This window comes from Tepidiforma flava (assembly GCF_027594505.1).
GTDB lineage: Bacteria > Chloroflexota > Dehalococcoidia > Tepidiformales > Tepidiformaceae > Tepidiforma > Tepidiforma flava.
In genome coordinates, this window is the sequence record NZ_CP115149.1 from 2,144,576 (window position 1) to 2,160,179 (window position 15,604).

Here is a 15,604-nt window from a genome sequence, read left to right on the forward strand (position 1 = left end):
CCCCTAGAGCAGGTCGCCGCCGCAGGCCGCGGCCGTCGTCCCGTGCTCCCGGTACGCCTTGATCACGTTCCGGCCGGTCGTCCAGCGGTGCACTTCGTCCGGCCCGTCCACCAGCCGCTGCGAGCGGATCGACGTATACCAGCGCGCCAGCGGCGTATCGAGGCTGTAGCCCAGCGCCCCGTGGAGCTGGATCGCCGTGTCGACCACCTTGTGCACCATGTTGGCGAGGAAGACCTTCGCGATGCCGTTCTCCTGCCGGATGTCGAGCCCCTTCTCCGCCTTCCACGCGATGTGCAGCAGCATCAGCCGCGCGATGTACAGCTCCGTCGCGCAATCAGCCAGCATCCACTGGACGCCCTGCCGGTCCGCCAGCAGCCGCCCGAACGTCTCCCGCTCGCACACCCGCGCCGTCGCCATGTCGAGCGCCCGCTGCGCCATCGCCACGTTGTGCATCCCGTGCCGCAGCCGGCCGTAGGCCAGCCGGTGCTGGCCCATATTGAAGCCGTTCCCCTGCCCGCCCAGCAGGTTCTCGTGCGGCACCACGAGGTTCTCGATCTTCACCTCCGCATGGCCGCCGCCGAGGATGTGCGTCAGCGGCCCTTCGATCGCCATCGTCGGGATGTCGCGGATGATCCGGTAGCCCGGGTTCGGCAGCTCGACGATGAACGTGCTGAACTGCTGGTGGCGCGGCGCGTCCGGGTCCGTCTTCGCCATCACCACCGCGATATCCGCCACGCTCGCCGCGCTCGAAAACCACTTCTCGCCGTTCAGGACCCAGTTGTCGCCGTCCCGGACTGCCGTCGTCTTCATCCCCGTGGCGTCCGCGCCGGCCGCCCGCTCGGTCATCGAGTAGCACACCCGCTTCTCGCCGTTGAGCAGGGGCTTCAGGAACTTCTCCTTCTGGTAGTCCGTCCCGTGCGTCAGGATGGTCAGCATCGTCGCGTCATCCGGGCCCTGCGTGTTCAGCGCCAGCGCCCCGAGGTAGCTTTCGCCCAGCTCCATCTGCACGAGCGCGTTGGCCAGCGGCCCCAGCCCCATCCCGCCCCACTCCTTCGGGATGAACGGGCACCAGAGCCCCTGCGAGCGCGCCTTCTGGCGCAGCTCCGCCAGCACGTCCCGGTACGGCTCGCCCTCGAGCAGCCGCTTCTCCGCCGGGATGCACTCCGCGTGCACGAATTCCCGCACCTTCTGGCGGATCGCCTTCGCCTCCGCCGGGATCTCGAAATCTACGGCCATCGGTCTGCTGTCTCCCTTCGAATCGAACTGCGGATTGCCGGGGAGCGCAGCACCGCAGCCCGGCGAAGCCCGCCCATCATAAGCGCTGGCGCGGCGCCCCGCCGGCTAGATGCCGCTCCCGCCGGAGACCACCAGCAGCGACCCCGTCGTGTAGCTCGATGCTTCCGAAGCGAAGTAGAGCGCCGCGCCGACGATTTCGTGCGGCTCGCCGCCCCGGCCCAGCGGGATCGACGTCCGCGCCCGCTCCTTGAACGCCTCCATGTCCCACGCCTTCGAAATGTCCGTCAGGAACGGCCCGGGCACGATGCAGTTCACCCGCACCTTCGGGGCGAACGCCCGCGCGAACCCCACGGTCATCGCGTTCAGCCCCGCCTTCGCCGCCGCGTACGGGATGATGTCGGCCGTCGGGTGGAGCGACCCCGTGCTCGAGACCATGATGATCGAGCCGCCCTCGCCCTCCGCCATCCGCGTCCCGACCAGCGCCGTCAGCCGGAACGGCCCCTTCAGGTTCACGTCCAGCACCTTGTCGTAGAGCGCCTCCGTCACGTTTGCGACGCGGTCGTAGATGGGCGACATGCCCGCATTGTTCACGAGGACGTCGACCCGCCCGAATTCCGCATACGCCCGCTCCGCCAGCGCCTCGACCTGCCCCCATTCGCCGACATGGCAGGCCACCGGCAGCGCCCGCCGGCCGGTTTCCCGCACGACCTCCGCAGCCAGCGCCTCGCACGACTCGAGCTTCCGGCTCGCGATGATCACGTCCGCCCCCGCATGCGCGAAGGCCAGCACCATCTCCCGGCCGAGGCCGCGGCTGCCGCCCGTCACCAGCGCGACCTTGCCCTCGAGGCTGAACAGCTTGCCGATATCCATCCCCCGTCTCCGTTCGCGTGAAAGAATTCGCCGCGCAAGCCTACCCCATCTCCCACGCGGCGGCCCGCGCCGGACGGGCAGCAATCGCGCCTAGCCCGCCCTCCCGCTACCCTGAAAGCGCACCGGGCTCACGCCTCCAAACCTCTCCCGCGGAACGCACACATGGCCAAAGTCGGCATCATGGAAACGGCCATCCGCGATGGCCACCAGTCGCTCCTCGCGACCCGCATGCGCACCGAGGACATGATCCCCGTCCTCGAGCTCATGGATTCCATCGGCTACCACTCCATCGAATGCTGGGGCGGCGCCACCTTCGATACCTGCCTCCGCTTCCTCAAAGAAGACCCGTGGGAGCGGCTCCGCGAAATCAAGAAGCGCCTCAAGAACACGCCCACCCAGATGCTCCTCCGCGGCCAGAACGCTGTCGGCTACCGTCACTACGCCGACGACGTCATCTACGAGTTCTGCGACCGCGCCGTCCAGAACGGCATGGACATCTTCCGCATCTTCGACGCCCTCAACGACACCCGGAACCTCGAGACCGCCTTCCGCGCCGTCAAAAAGGCCGGCGGCCACGTGCAGGGCGCCATCTGCTACACCACCTCCCCCGTCCACACGGTCGACTCCTTCGCGAAGCTCGCCGATGACATGATCGCGATGGGCGCCGACTCCATCGCCATCAAGGACATGGCCGGCCTGCTCAGCCCGATGATGGCGAAGCAGATCGTCGAGGCGATCCGGAAGAAGCACCCCACCATCCTCATCCAGATGCACTGCCACGATACGAGCGGCTTCTCCGAAATGGCCTACCTGATGGGGGTGCAGGCCGGCGCGAATGTGATCGACTGCGCCATCTCGCCCCTCGCCGGCGGCACCAGCCAGCCCGCCACCGAAACCCTCGTCGCCTCCCTCGCCGAGTTCCCCGAGTACGCCACCGGCCTCGACATGGAGAAGCTCCGCCAGCTCGCCGACTACTTCCGCGGCGTCCGGCGCAAGTACTGGAAGTTCGAATCCGGCCTCCTCGGCGTCGATGCCGGCGTCATCTCCCACCAGGTGCCGGGCGGCATGATCTCCAACCTCGTCGGCCAGCTCCGTGAACAGGGCGCCGAGCACAAACTCCCCGAAGTGCTCGAAGAGAACGCCCGCGTCCGCGCCGACCTCGGCTATCCGCCCCTCGTCACCCCCAGCTCCCAGATCGTCGGCACCCAGGCCGTGCTCAACGTCCTCACCGGCAAGCGCTACGCCACCGTCACCCGCGAAACGCGCAACCTCGCCAAGGGCATGTACGGCCGCACCACCGTACCGATCGCCCCCGACATCCTGAAGCAGCTCCTCGGCGATGAGCAGCCCATCGACCACCGCCCCGCCGACGACCTCGAGCCCGAGATGGAGAAGGCGAAGGCCGAAATCGCCGACCTTGCGGAGAACATCGACGACGTTCTCAGCTACGTCATGTTCCCCCAGGTCGCCCGCGAGTTCTTCCAGTGGCGGCGCGAAGGGGGCGGCCCCGAACGCGAACTCGTCGCCGCCGTCGTCGGCGCCATGACCATCTCCGAAAAGAAGCAGCAGGCCGCCGCGGCGCCCGCGCCGGCCATCATCCCCAACGGCGACACCAGCAACTGGCGCTCCTTCGGGCGCCTCCGCCAGATGCGCTAGGAGGAACCGCCATGGCCAAGGTCACCATCGGAGGCCGCACCTACGAGGTCGAAGTCCGCGGCGATCGCGTCATCGTCGACGGCCACGAATACCCCGTCACCGTCCGCGAAGAGACCGGCTACGTCACCGTCACGGCTGGCGGCGTCCCCTACCGCGTCCAGCTCCCGCCCCCCGACCAGCGCCAGAGCGGCATGGAAGTCCAGGTCGATTACCGCCCCTTCAAGGTCGAATGGGAAGGCCGCCTCGGCGGCGGGCCAGCCCCGCGCGAACGGGCCGCGGCCGCCCCGGCTGCCGGCGGCGGCGCGAAGGCCGCCGTCAAAGGCGCCGTCACCGCCCAGATCAGCGGCAAAGTCGTCCGCATCAACGTCACAGCCGGCCAGGCCGTCGCAAAGGGCGACGTCCTCCTCATCCTCGAAGCGATGAAAATGGAGAACGAAATCAAGGCCCCCGCCGACGGCACCGTCAAAGACATCCCCGTCAGCGAAGGCCAGCGCGTCTCGGAGGGCGACGTCCTCGCCGTCATCGAATAAGCCGAACCTGGCGAGTCCGCGACCAGGGRRGGGSCMGCGCGCCTGCGTGGCCCCTCCCGCGTTCCCCGGCGATAATGACTCCGGGCCCGTAGCTCAGCGGTAGAGCAGTGGACTTTTAATCCATTGGTCGAGAGTTCGAATCTCTCCGGGCCTACGATGCGCCACCGGCGCTTCAGCCAGCCGGCGCCGCAGGGTCGAGCGGCCCCGCGAAGTCCCGGAGCAGCCGCTCCAGCACCGCCTCATCGACGCCGCCCGTTTCGGCCGCGCCCCGCTTCGAATAATCGAGCTGCTCCAGCACCGCCAGCTTCTGCTCCAGCACACCCCAGACGACATCGTCCAGCGTCCCCGGCGCCGTCACGTAGTACACGTTCACCATCCGCTGCTGCCCGATGCGGTACGCCCGGTCTTCCGCCTGCAGGTGGTTCGCCGGCACCCAGTCGAGGTCGTTGAAGAAGACCTGCGTCGCCGCCGTCAGCGTGATGCCCGTCCCGGCCGCGAGGATGTTCCCGACGAACACCTTCACCGCCGGGTCCGACTGGAACCGGTCCACCGCCTCCTGCCGGGCGGCCTGCGCCGTGTCGCCCGTCAGCCGCACCGCAGCATCGCCGAAGTGGCGCTCCAGCGCATCCGCCACGGCGTTGAATCCCGTGAACACGATCGCCTTCTCGCCGCTCGCCACCGCATCCTCGACGAGCGTGGCCGTCAGCTTCGCCTTGTCCTTCGCGATGGCGTGCCGCAGCTTCGAGAACACCGGCAGCAGCTCGTTCCAGCGCACCCGGCCGCTGTTCTCCGCCGTCTGCTGCCGGGCCAGCGCGACGATCTCATCGACCGTCGCCTGGTAGCGCGCCGGGTCCAGCTCCACCGGCACGGTGGTCCGCAGCTTCGGCGGCAGGTCGAGCACATCCTCTTTCCTCCGCGCGAGGATCGTCCCCTCCGTCCGCGCCTTCAGCTCGTCGAGGTTCGAAGCGCCGGTGAAGTCCCAGCCGTACTCATCCTTGAACCCGTTGCAGTACCGCTTTCCGAACTCGACGTAATCATCACCCAGCGGGTGGCCCACCGCCCGCAGCAGGTTGAACAGCTCGATCGGCCGGTTCATCACCGGCGTCCCGGTCAGCAGATACCGGTCCTCGACATGGTCGAGGATGGCGAGCGCCGCCTTCGACCGCGCCGCCTCCGGGTTCTTGATGTAGTGCGCCTCATCGAGGATGACGCCAGCCCAGCGGTGCTTCACCAGCTGCGGCTTCTTACGCGCGAGGATGTCGTAGTTCACGATCGTCCACCGCGCCGGCACCACGTCGTCCGGGCCGTTGATGATGCGCACCTCCGCGCCGGGGTACACCCGCGCGATCTCCCGCCGCCAGTTCAGCTTCAGCGAGGCTGGGCAGACGACGAGCAGCTCGCCCTCCGGCCGCCGCTCGGCGAGGGCGATGATCGCCTGCCGCGTCTTCCCGAGTCCCATGTCGTCGGCCRGGATCGCCCCGCGCGAGGCCGCAAGGAACCGGACGCCCTCCCGCTGATGCGGGAACAGGTCCGGGTAGCGCGAGGCCACATCCTCCGCGTCCACCACCCGCAGCGCGTGCAGCCCGGCTGCCCTGGCGAGGTCCCCGGCATCGGCCCCTGCCGCGTCCAGCGCCCGGAACGCCTCGGCCGCGTGCGCCAGCGGCACCGTCCACTGCCGCGTCTTCCAGTCGTACCGCTTCACCGGCAGGCTCCGCATCGCATCGACGAGCGCCTGCACCTTCGGGATCTCGATGACCACGTTGTTGCCGCGGACGGCGGCATGCACTTTCACGCGCCCCGGGGCCTCGCCAGGCTGCGGGGCCGCATCGGCCGGTTCGACCATGAGCACACCTCCTCGATGGGCAGTCGTCGCGCTGTGGCAGCGCGCCGCCAGATGTTGGGACAGCACCGCGACATCCCATGTCGCCGCCTGCGCCCGTTCCCGAAATTGACACCCCCGTGCGAAACTGGTCCCACAGCCATTCGCACGCCCCCGTAGCTCAGCGGATAGAGCAGTGGTTTCCTAAACCATGTGCGCAGGTTCGATTCCTGCCGGGGGTACCACTACCTCTCCTCTTCCCGGCCGCGCTACCATCCGCACTACCCGCATGGAGGTGCTGCGGTGTCCTGCCAGTACATCCTCGTCGACCGCGACGGCCCCTACGTCACCATCACGATGAACCGGCCGGAGCGACGCAACGCGCTCTCCCTCGGCCACCTGCGCGAACTCCGCGACGCCTTCCGGGACGTCGGCGACTCCGACGCCCTCGGCGTCATCCTCGCCGGCAACGGCCCCGTCTTCTCCGCCGGCCACGACTTCTCCGAGATGGCGGGCGCCGGCCTCAAGGAGATGCGCGAACTCCTCTGGACCTGCACCGACCTCATGGAGACGATGCAGCGCATCCCGCAGGTCGTCATCGCCCGCGTCCATGGCCTCGCCACCGCCGCCGGCTGCCAGCTCGTCGCCACCTGCGACCTCGCCGTCGCCTCCGAAGAAGCCGCCTTCGCCACCCCCGGCGGCAAAGGCGGCTGGTTCTGCCATACCCCGCTCGTCGCCGTCAGCCGCAGCATCGCCCGCAAACACGCGCTCGAACTCGCGCTCACGGGCGACACCATCGACGCCCACACCGCGCTCCAGTGGGGCCTCGTCAACCGCGTCGTCCCCGCCGAGCTGCTCGAATCCGCCACGCTCGACCTCCTCCAGCGCGCCACCCGCGGCTCCGCCTTCTCCAAGGGCGTCGGCAAGCTCGGTTTCTACACCCAGGTCGAGATGAGCCAGCACGACGCCTACGCCTACGCGGTGGAACTCATGGCTAGCGCCTCCCAGTCCGAAGACGCGCAAGAAGGCATGCGCTCCTTCCTCGAAAAGCGCCCGCCCGCCTGGCGCAACCGCTGACCCCCCGGCCCCTCGCCTCCACGGCCCCACGGTCCTAGCATGACCCTGTCCCGTGCGCGTCCTCATCCTCATCCTCGGCTTCGCCGCGCTCATCGCCGGGGCGGCCTGCACCGCCTCGGGCGTCGCCTCCCTCCGCACCCTCGATGCGGACGACTACATGCTGAGCGGCCCCGCCCGGCTCACCACCTCGACCTTCGGCTTCGTCGGCGCCACGAAAGAGCTCGCCGGCCGCGATTCCGGCCTCCGCGACGGCGCGGTGACCGTCCGCATCCGGGCGGTCGAAGGCGAGAATCTCTTCCTCGGCATCGCCCCCCGCGAGGCGGCAGACGCCTACCTCGGCGCAGCCCGCCGCGAACTCCTCGATGACGTCCGCTACGACCCGCTCGAAGTCCGCCGCACCGCTGTCGGCGCCGGCGACCTCCCCGGCCCGCCCGGCCCCGCCGTCCCCTGGGCCGCCAGCGCCGCCGGCGGCGCCCCGCTCGAACTCACCTGGCAGGCCGAGAACGGCGACTTCATCTTCGTCATCCTGCGCGAGGACGGCAGCCCCGGCGTCGATGCCGTCCTCGAGTTCGGCACGAAGTTCCGCTACCAGCGCGGCTTCGCCATGGCCGGCATCGCGTTCGGCGTCTTCTTCATCGTGGTCGGGCTCCTCCTCGCCTTTGCGGCCCTGCGCCGCCGCGAGGCCCCCCCGGCGGGTTAGACCAGCCGAATCCAGCGCCGCTTGCCGACCTGCACGACCGTCCCGGGGCGCGCGGGCGTCGTCGGCTCCATGACCAGCCCGTCGACCGTCACCGCCTTCTGTTCGAACAGCCGGCGCGCTTCCCGCTTCGACGGCGCAGCGCCGGCCGCGAGCACCACATCGATCAGCAGCTCGCCCTCCCGGACGGCGTACTCCGGCGCGTCGTCCGGCACCTCCTTCCGCTGCACCGTCCGCTCGAAATGCTCCTGCGCCCGCTCGGCGGCTTCCGCGCCCCAGAACTCCGTTACGATCGTGCGCGCCAGCAGCTTCTTCGTCTCCATCGGGCTCCGCTCGCCCGAGCGCATCGCCGCCATGATCCGCTGCACCTCCGCCGGGTGCAGGTTCGTCCCCAGCGTGAAGAACTGCTCGATCACCTCGTCCGGGATCGACATCACCTTCCCGAACTGCACCTCCGGCGGGTCGTCGACGCCGACGTGGTTGCCCTTCGACTTCGACATCCGCTCCTTGCCGTCGAGCCCGACGAGAATCGGCAGCGTCACCGGCACGTGCGGCCGCTGCCCGGCGTCTTCCTGGATCTTCCGCCCGGCCATCAAATTGAACAGCTGCTCCGTCCCGCCGACCTGCACGTCGCACGCCAGCGCGTAGGCGTCGTACCCCTGCATCAGCGCATAGAGGAACTCGTGCAGGTAGACCGGGTCGCCGGCCTCCCACCGCAGCCGGAAGTTCTCCCGCCGCAGCATCTCCGCCGCGGTGAATTTCGACATCAGCTGGATGATGTCCGGCAGCGTCAGCTTGCCCAGCCACTCCGAGTTGTGCCGGACTTCCATCGTCGCCGGGTCGAGGATGCGCGATGCCTGCTCCACATAGGTCGCCTCGTTCGCCCGGATCTGTTCCGGCGTCAGCATCGGCCGCAGCTTGTTCTTATCGCTCGGGTCGCCCACCAGCGCCGTGTAGTCGCCGATGAGGAAGATGCAGTGGTGGCCGAACTGCTGGAACTGCCGCAGCTTCCGCAGGGGCACGCAGTGGCCGAGCGTCAGCGAACTCGCCGTCGGGTCCACCCCGAGGTACACCCGCAGCGGCCGGTCCTCCTCCAGCCGCTCGCGCAGCTCCCGCTCCATCTGCCGCTTCAGGAGCGGGTCGCCGTAGTCGACGCCGCTCATGAGCACTTCGAGCTGTTCGTCGACTGGCGCCATCGTCCTCGTCATACCGTTCGCATCCCGGGAACAGCGAAAATCGTTCAGGCGCCGCCGAGCAGCCGCCGCGCCTCCCGAACATCTTCCGCGATCTGCGCCTTGAGGGCATCGGCCGAATCGAACTTCACCTCGCCGCGGATGCGCGCCACCACCTCGAGGTCCATCCGCTCGCCGTAGATGTCGCCTTCGAAATCCAGCAGGTGCGTCTCGATCGAGACGTGTCCGGCATCGAACGTCGGCCGCCGCCCGATGTTCGTCGCACCCATCAGCCGGTGCCCCGCCACGCTCGCCCGCGTCGCATACACCCCGAGCGCCGGCAGCGCCCGGTCGGCCGCCACCGAAATATTCGCCGTCGGGAACCCGATGGTGCGCCCCCGCTCGAACCCGCGGACCACCGGCCCCGAAAGCCGGTACGGCCGGCCGAGCAGCGCCGTCACCCGCGCCATGTCGCCAGCCGCCAGCGCCGCGCGCACCGCGGTCGAGCTGTACCGCTCGTGGTCGTGCATCAGCGGCTCCACCTGCACGACCTCGAACCCCAGCTCCGCGCCCAGCCGGCGCATCCGCTCGACCGTGTCCCTCGGCGCGCCCCGGCCGAAGGCGGCATCCGGCCCGAGCACCATCAGCCGCATCCGGAGCAGCTCCACGAACGCCGCCGCCAGCTCCTCGGCCGTCACCTCCGAAACCTCGCCCGTGAACGTCAGCGGGATCACCCAGTCCGCCCCTGCTGCCCGGATCAGCTCCATCCGGTCCTCCAGCGAGGTGAGGTAGCTCGGCGGGATTTCCGGCCGCAGCACCGTCACAGGGTGCGGGTGGAGCGTCACCACGCCCGGCGAAAGCGCCCGCCGCCGGGCCTCATCCCGCAGCCGGCCCAGCAGCCACTGGTGGCCGCGGTGCACGCCGTCGAGCACCCCGATCGTCAGCGCCGTCTCCGGTCCCGGCGCGCCGGCCGCCAGCTGCGCCCGCGTGAACGAAGGAATCGCCATCTTCGCCCATCCTACTCCCGCTCGCCCTTCCCGGGCAGCCCGCGGCACCGCCCGGCAGTCCGCCCGCCGCCCTCCCGCGCGGGGCCGTCCCGGGGCACACTGTGCCCTGCCAGTTCGACTCCCCTCGCGAGGTTTGCCCGTGTCCAGCGTCCAGCTCGAAGCTCTCCAGGCCCGCATCCAGCCCTTCTTCCCCGGTCTCCTCGGCATCCGCCTCACGGGCGCCGAACCCGACCGCGTCACCGCCGAGCTCACCGTCCGCGATGAGCTCTGCACCGTGCCCGGCGTCCTCCACGGCGGCGCCATCATGGCCTTCGCCGATACCCTCGGCGCCGTTGGCACCGTGCTCAACCTGCCCGAAGGCGCCGGCACCACCACCATCGAATCGAAGACGAACTTCTTCGCGCCCGGCGTCGCCGGCACCACCATCACCGGCGAGTGCATTCCGCTCCACCGCGGCCGCCGCACCCAGACCTGGCAAACCTCCATCCGCAACCCGGAGGGCCGGCTCATCGCCATCGTCACCCAGACGCAGATGGTCCTCTCTCCCTGACCCCGGCCCGCGCGGCGGCGCTCCTAACCGAAATCGTGCGATTCCGGCCGCTCGAGGAAGCCCGGCAGCGGGCACCGGCGGAACGACTCCGCCACGATGTTCGGGAAGCCGCTCTGCTCGTTGTCGACCCGCCCCCGGACGATCACGAACGGCTCCATCCGCACCAGCTCGGCCTGCCGCTCCTGCAGTCCCCGGTGCACCACGACGTTCGCCAGCCCGAACTCGTCCTCGAGCAGCATGAACATCACCCCGCTCGCCGTCACCGGCCGCTGCCGGGTGACCACCATCCCCGCCAGCTCCACCGTCATCCCCTGCGGCAGCCGGTTCGGGTTCCGCACCCCGCCGAGGTGCCGGCTCGTGATCAGCCCCTCATGGAGCAGCGGCCGGACGAGCGCCATCGGGTGGCGGCCCGGGCTCAGCCCCAGCCGTTCGAAGTCCCACGCCAGCTCCTCCCACGGGTCGAGCGGCGGCAGCGCTGCCATGTCCTGCTCCGTCGGCAGCGCCAGCGCCAGCTGCCGCGCGCGCGGCGGGCCGGCCGGGCGGGCCGGCGGCTGCGGCATCCGCGCCTCCGTCAGCAGGCCCAGCTGCCAGAGCAGCTCCCGCCGCGCAAGCCCGAAGCAATCCAGCGCCCCCGCCCGGATGAGCATCTCCGCCTGCTCGCGCGTCATCGCCGTCCGCACCAGCAGGTCCCGCAGCGACCGGTACGGCCCGTTCGCCGCCCGCTCGGCCGCGATCCGCTCCGGCAGCGGCCGGTAGCCCGGCAGGTGCCGGTGCTGCCGCCGGTCCTGCCAGCCCCCGCCGATGCCGTTTACCTGCTGCAGCCCCAGCCGGATGTTCCCCTCCTCCGGCCAGGCCCCCGCCCGCGAGCGGTTCACGCAGGGCGGCAGCACCCGGATGCCGTGCCGCTCCGCATCCTGCACCAGCACCTCGACCGGGTAGAAGCCCATCGGCTGCGCATCGAAGAGCGCGCAGTAGTACTCCGCCGGGTAGTGGAATCGGAGCCAGGTCGATTCGTAGGCCAGCAGCGCGAACGCCACCGCATGGCTCTTCGGGAAGCCGAAGGCCGCGAACGCCGCCATCTTCTCGAAGGCCACGCGCGCCGCTTCCCGGCTCACCCTCATCCGGGCCGCCCCCGCCAGGAACTCCTCCTCCAGCGCCCGCATCGCCTCCGATGAGCGCTTCCGGCTCATCGCCCGCCGCAGCCGGTCGGCCTGTCCCGGCGTGAAGCCCGCCACCGCGCACGCGATCTGCAGCACCTGGTCCTGGTAGAGGACGTGGCCCAGCGTCTCGCCGAGGCAGTGCTCCAGCAGCGGCGCCAGCTCCGGGTGGCCGTAGTCGACCTCGATCGCTTCGCCCCGCGCCAGCCGCTCCCGGTACTCCATATACGGCCGGAACGCCCCCGCCATGATCGGCCCCGGCCGGATGATCGCCACCTGCACCGCGAGGTCGTCCAGGTTCCGCGGCTGCGTCCGCGGCAGCGTCTGCACCTGCGCCCGGCTTTCGACCTGGAACACCCCCATCGTGTCCCCTTCCCGGATCGCGGCGTAGATCTCCGGGCTGTCGTGCGGGATCCGCCCGAGGTCCACCCGCACGCCCCGCTCCTCCTCGATGATGTCGAGGCAGGCGTTCACCGCCGAGAGCATCCCCAGCGCGAGGAAGTCGATCTTCACGAACCGCGCATCGTCGATGGAGTCCTTGTCCCACTGGCAGACGTACCGGCCGTCCATCCGCGCCGGCTCCACCGGCACCACCGAGGAAATCGGCTCCGCCGAGACGACCACGCCGCCCACGTGCTGGCCGATATGCCGCGGGAACCCCGAAATCTGCCCCGCCAGCTCCACGAGGTCCCGCCAGATCGGCGCATCGACCAGCTCCCGCAGCTCCGGCACCTTCCGCATCTGCTCCGCCAGCCCCTTCGCATCGGCGAACGGCCCCGCCAGCCGGTTCAGCTTCGCCAGCACCGGGCCCGGCAGCCCCAGCGCCTTCCCCACATCGAGCACCGCGCTCCGGAACCGGTAGGTCGGGAAGGCCGCCACCAGCGCTGCGTGCTCCGGCCCGTACCGGTCGTAGATCCGCTGCAGCAGCTCGTCCCGGATGTCTCGCGGAAAATCGAGGTCGATATCCGGCAGCGAATGCAGCTCTTCGTTCAGGAACCGTTCGAGGTACAGGTTGTTCCGCACCGGGTCGATGTGTGACAGCCCGATGAGGTAGCACACGATCGAACTCACCGAGGAGCCTCGCCCCCGCGCGACCGGCCGCTCGTCCGGCGCCAGCCGCGGGTCCCGCCCGTGCAGCTCGACTGCCACCTCGTTCACCAGCTGCAGGATGTCCCAGTACACGAGGAAGAAGCCGGCGAGGCCGTGCTGCGCGATGAGCGCCAGCTCCCGCTCCAGCCGCTCCCGCGCTTCCTGCCGGTGCGGGTCGCCGTCCGGGTACTTCCGCCGGAACGCCCGCTCGCACACCCCCCGCAAAAAACTGTCCAGCGTCGCCCCTTCCGGCACCGGGTAGTCCGGCAGCCGGTACGGCAGGTCCCGCGTCAGGTCGAAGCGGCACCGCTCCGCGATCGCCACCGTGTTCGCGACGGCATCCGGCCGCCAGGCGAACCGCCGCGCCATCTCTTCCGGCGGCTTCATCAGGAATTCGGAATTCGGCCGCCGCACCGCATGCGACGTATCCAGCGTCAGCCGGTGCCGAATCGCCACCAGCACGTCATGCAGCCGGTGCCGCGTCCGCACGTGGTAATGCACGTCGTTCGTCGCGACGGCCGGCACCCCGCACGCATCCGCCGCCCGCGCCAGCGCCGCGTTCCGCCGCCGGTCGCCGTAGACGTCGTGGTCCTGCAGCTCGACGTAATAGCGGTCTCCGAAGACATCCCGGTAGCGGCCGGCGAGCGCCTTCGCGCCCTGCTCATCGCCGGCCGCGGCCAGCCGCGCCAGCGCCGAATCCCGGCAGCCGGAGAGCACGATGAGGCCCTGCCCCTGCGCCAGGAGCCATTCCTCCTCCACCTGCGGCGCGTCCTTCCCGTACGCCCGGTAGCCGCGGCTCAGCAGCCGGCAGAGGTTCCGGTAGCCCTCCGCGTCGGCCGCCAGCACCGTCAGGTGCGCGGTCTCCCCCGCGCCTTCCGCCCGGATCGTCAGCTCGCACCCCGTAATCGCCTTCAGCCCCCGCTGGCGCGCCGCCTGCGCGAACTCCATCGCCCCGTACAGGTTGTCGTGGTCGGTCAGCGCCAGCGCCGCGTAGCCGAGCGCGAGCGCCCGGTCGATCAGCTCGTCCGTCGTGCTCGCGCCCTCCCGCAGCGACCAGCACGAGTGCGCGTGGAGCTCGGCATAGCCTGCCACGCGCACCAGTATAGAACATGTGTTCTGCAACCGCAGCCGCGGGCGCGCCGCCTCTCAGTCCGTTGCCGTCGGCCCCGGGTTCGGCACCTGCTCGGTGAGCTGGTGGTTCCCAAAGGTCAGGAACACCATCGTGCCGCCGGGGATGAACACCGTCTGCGACGCCGGCGTCGTCGGGACCCAGCCCGCCTGGAGCACCTCCGCGACCGTATAGGTGCCCACCGGAAGGGGGAAGCAAACGCCGCCCGTCGACGTGGTCACCGCCGTCATCACCAGGGATTGCCCCTGCGAAATCGTGAAGGCCCACCCCGGTAGCAGGGGCTCCTTCGTATCGAGGATGCCGTCCTGGTCGAGGTCTGAGAATTTCTGGATGCAGAGATTCCCGTTCGTCGGAGTCGGGGCCGGCGTGAACGTCGGGGTCGGGCTCGGCGCCGATGGCGGCGTCGCAGTCGGCGTCGCCGCCGCCGGCGGCGTTGCGGCGGTTGCCGCGGCACGGGGCGACCCCGCGGCGGCGCTGCCTGCCCCCGGCACCGTCCCCCCGGCGTCCGCGTCCGCAGGTGAGGCGCCCGGAACCCCTTCGTCTTGCGCCGCACAACCGGCCAGGAGCCAGGCCGCCAGCAGAACGGCCGCCAGTCGAAGATGGACGATCGAACGAGGCATCGCGCGCTCCTTTCAGTGGAAGACTCTTGCGGGGGCGTTGGGGGGCGGCCCGGCCGCGGCCGCCGGGCCGCCCTTCGGCGAAGGCGGTCCCCCCCGGGCTCATGCCCCGTTACTGCCGGTAGTTGCCGAACGTCAGCGTCACCGTCGAGCCCGCCGGCACCGTCGCCGTCTGCGGATTCGGCGTCGAAGGCACCCAGTTCGGCTGCAGCACCTCGGTCACCGTGTACGTCCCGCTCGGCAGGCTGATGCACACCCCGGGCAGCCCCGCAGTTCCCGTCGTCACGGTCGCGACGACCGTCGCTCCCTGCGTGATGGTGAACTGCCACCCCTGGAGGTTCGGCTCGTTCGGGTCCTGCACCCCGTTCTGGTTGAGGTCGAGGAACTTCAGGATGCAGAGCGTCCCGCTCGCCGGCGTCGGGGTCGGCGTGGGCGTGGGCGTGAAGGTCGGTGTCGGGGTCGGGGTCTTCGTCGGCGTCGCCGTCGGCGTGAACGTGGGTGTGGGCGTCGGCGTGAAGGTCGGCGTCGGCGTCGGGGTGTTGGTCGGCGTCGCTGTCGGGGTGTTCGTCGGTGTCGGCGTGAACTGCGGGTTGATCGGCGTTGCGCTGAACGTCGGCGTCCCCTTCGGCGGGACAATCGTGACCTGCGGGTTGATGACCGTCGCGCTCATCGTCGGCGTCCCCTTCGGCGGCACGATCGTGACCTGCGGATTGATCGGCGTCGCGACCAGCGTCGGCGTGCCTTTGGGCGGCACGACGGTGAACTGCGGATTGATGGGGGTCGCGGAAAAGGTAGGCGTCCCTTGCGGCTGGCCGCCTCCACCTCCGCCTCCCCCGGGCCAGCACGCGGCCGAGCTGGCGGCGAACGCCCCGGCCGCAGCGGCGAGCCCGGCGCGGATGAGTGCGGTGCGAATCCGGCGGAACATCGAGGTCCTCCCAGCGAACGTGGCGCAATGCGCCCTGCCCCCTCGACCGAAAAGGCGGCCGGCATCTTACACA

13 protein-coding genes and 2 tRNA genes are annotated in these 15,604 nt (G+C 70.3%); 7 read left to right on the forward strand and 8 right to left on the reverse strand.

Features of this window, described 5'->3' with window-relative positions; translation table 11 throughout:
* Positions 1 to 3: 3 nt before the first annotated feature.
* Both O0235_RS11875 and O0235_RS11880 read right to left on the reverse strand, forming a co-directional pair.
* A complete protein-coding gene (locus O0235_RS11875) occupies positions 4 to 1,236 on the reverse strand; it encodes an acyl-CoA dehydrogenase family protein (protein WP_270055996.1) in 1,233 nt (410 codons plus the stop codon).
* Positions 1,237 to 1,341: 105 nt separating this feature from the next.
* The gene (locus O0235_RS11880) at positions 1,342 to 2,106 is read right to left on the reverse strand and encodes an SDR family NAD(P)-dependent oxidoreductase (RefSeq protein ID WP_270055997.1); all 765 of its coding nucleotides are present in this window, start codon (positions 2,104 to 2,106) and stop codon (positions 1,342 to 1,344) included.
* A gap of 162 nt (positions 2,107 to 2,268) precedes the next feature.
* On the opposite strand from O0235_RS11880, the gene O0235_RS11885 reads away from it, so the two are divergent.
* The 3 genes from O0235_RS11885 to O0235_RS11895 all read left to right on the forward strand — a co-directional run bounded on the left by O0235_RS11885 (position 2,269) and on the right by O0235_RS11895 (position 4,446).
* Complete coding sequence (locus O0235_RS11885; RefSeq protein WP_270055998.1) at positions 2,269 to 3,762, forward strand: pyruvate carboxylase subunit B; 1,494 nt, start codon at positions 2,269 to 2,271, stop codon at positions 3,760 to 3,762.
* A gap of 11 nt (positions 3,763 to 3,773) precedes the next feature.
* On the forward strand, positions 3,774 to 4,292 hold the full coding sequence (locus O0235_RS11890) for an acyl-CoA carboxylase biotin carboxyl carrier protein subunit (protein WP_270055999.1): 519 nt from the start codon (positions 3,774 to 3,776) through the stop codon (positions 4,290 to 4,292).
* An 82-nt stretch (positions 4,293 to 4,374) separates the two neighbouring features.
* Positions 4,375 to 4,446 (forward strand) — tRNA-Lys (locus O0235_RS11895).
* Between the two features lie 18 nt (positions 4,447 to 4,464).
* On the opposite strand, the gene O0235_RS11900 is transcribed toward O0235_RS11895, so the two are convergent.
* A complete protein-coding gene (locus O0235_RS11900; protein ID WP_270056000.1) occupies positions 4,465 to 6,135 on the reverse strand; it encodes a DEAD/DEAH box helicase in 1,671 nt (556 codons plus the stop codon).
* Positions 6,136 to 6,281: 146 nt separating this feature from the next.
* Between O0235_RS11900 and O0235_RS11905 the strand changes: the two genes are divergently transcribed.
* The 3 genes from O0235_RS11905 (at position 6,282) to O0235_RS11915 (ending at position 7,888) form a co-directional block, all read left to right on the forward strand.
* Positions 6,282 to 6,356: transfer RNA gene (locus O0235_RS11905), tRNA-Arg, on the forward strand.
* A gap of 112 nt (positions 6,357 to 6,468) precedes the next feature.
* Positions 6,469 to 7,188: an enoyl-CoA hydratase-related protein gene (locus O0235_RS11910; RefSeq protein ID WP_373324449.1), complete on the forward strand. Its 720-nt coding sequence runs from the start codon at positions 6,469 to 6,471 to the stop codon at positions 7,186 to 7,188.
* Positions 7,189 to 7,240: 52 nt separating this feature from the next.
* A complete protein-coding gene (locus O0235_RS11915) occupies positions 7,241 to 7,888 on the forward strand; it encodes a hypothetical protein (protein ID WP_270056002.1) in 648 nt (215 codons plus the stop codon).
* Here the strand turns inward: O0235_RS11915 and tyrS are convergent.
* Together tyrS and ribF are read right to left on the reverse strand one after the other, a co-directional pair.
* Positions 7,885 to 9,081 (reverse strand): tyrosine--tRNA ligase, encoded by a 1,197-nt coding sequence (gene tyrS / locus O0235_RS11920; RefSeq protein ID WP_270056003.1) that lies wholly within the window; start codon positions 9,079 to 9,081, stop codon positions 7,885 to 7,887. The two genes, O0235_RS11915 and tyrS, sit on opposite strands and share 4 nt — an antisense overlap.
* 44 nt (positions 9,082 to 9,125) lie before the next feature.
* Positions 9,126 to 10,064 carry a riboflavin biosynthesis protein RibF gene (ribF, locus tag O0235_RS11925; RefSeq protein ID WP_270056004.1) on the reverse strand — a complete coding sequence of 313 codons (939 nt, stop codon included), beginning with the start codon at positions 10,062 to 10,064 and terminating at the stop codon, positions 9,126 to 9,128.
* Between the two features lie 139 nt (positions 10,065 to 10,203).
* On the opposite strand from ribF, the gene O0235_RS11930 reads away from it, so the two are divergent.
* Complete coding sequence (locus O0235_RS11930; RefSeq protein WP_270056005.1) at positions 10,204 to 10,614, forward strand: PaaI family thioesterase; 411 nt, start codon at positions 10,204 to 10,206, stop codon at positions 10,612 to 10,614.
* Positions 10,615 to 10,637: 23 nt separating this feature from the next.
* On the opposite strand, the gene O0235_RS11935 is transcribed toward O0235_RS11930, so the two are convergent.
* From O0235_RS11935 to O0235_RS11945, 3 genes are all read right to left on the reverse strand, one after another.
* Positions 10,638 to 13,952, reverse strand: a complete 3,315-nt coding sequence (locus O0235_RS11935; protein WP_270056006.1) for a DNA polymerase III subunit alpha — start codon at positions 13,950 to 13,952, stop codon at positions 10,638 to 10,640.
* A 54-nt stretch (positions 13,953 to 14,006) separates the two neighbouring features.
* Positions 14,007 to 14,609 (reverse strand): hypothetical protein, encoded by a 603-nt coding sequence (locus O0235_RS11940; protein WP_270056007.1) that lies wholly within the window; start codon positions 14,607 to 14,609, stop codon positions 14,007 to 14,009.
* A gap of 109 nt (positions 14,610 to 14,718) precedes the next feature.
* Complete coding sequence (locus O0235_RS11945; protein WP_270056008.1) at positions 14,719 to 15,531, reverse strand: SpaA isopeptide-forming pilin-related protein; 813 nt, start codon at positions 15,529 to 15,531, stop codon at positions 14,719 to 14,721.
* Positions 15,532 to 15,604 lie beyond the last annotated feature (73 nt).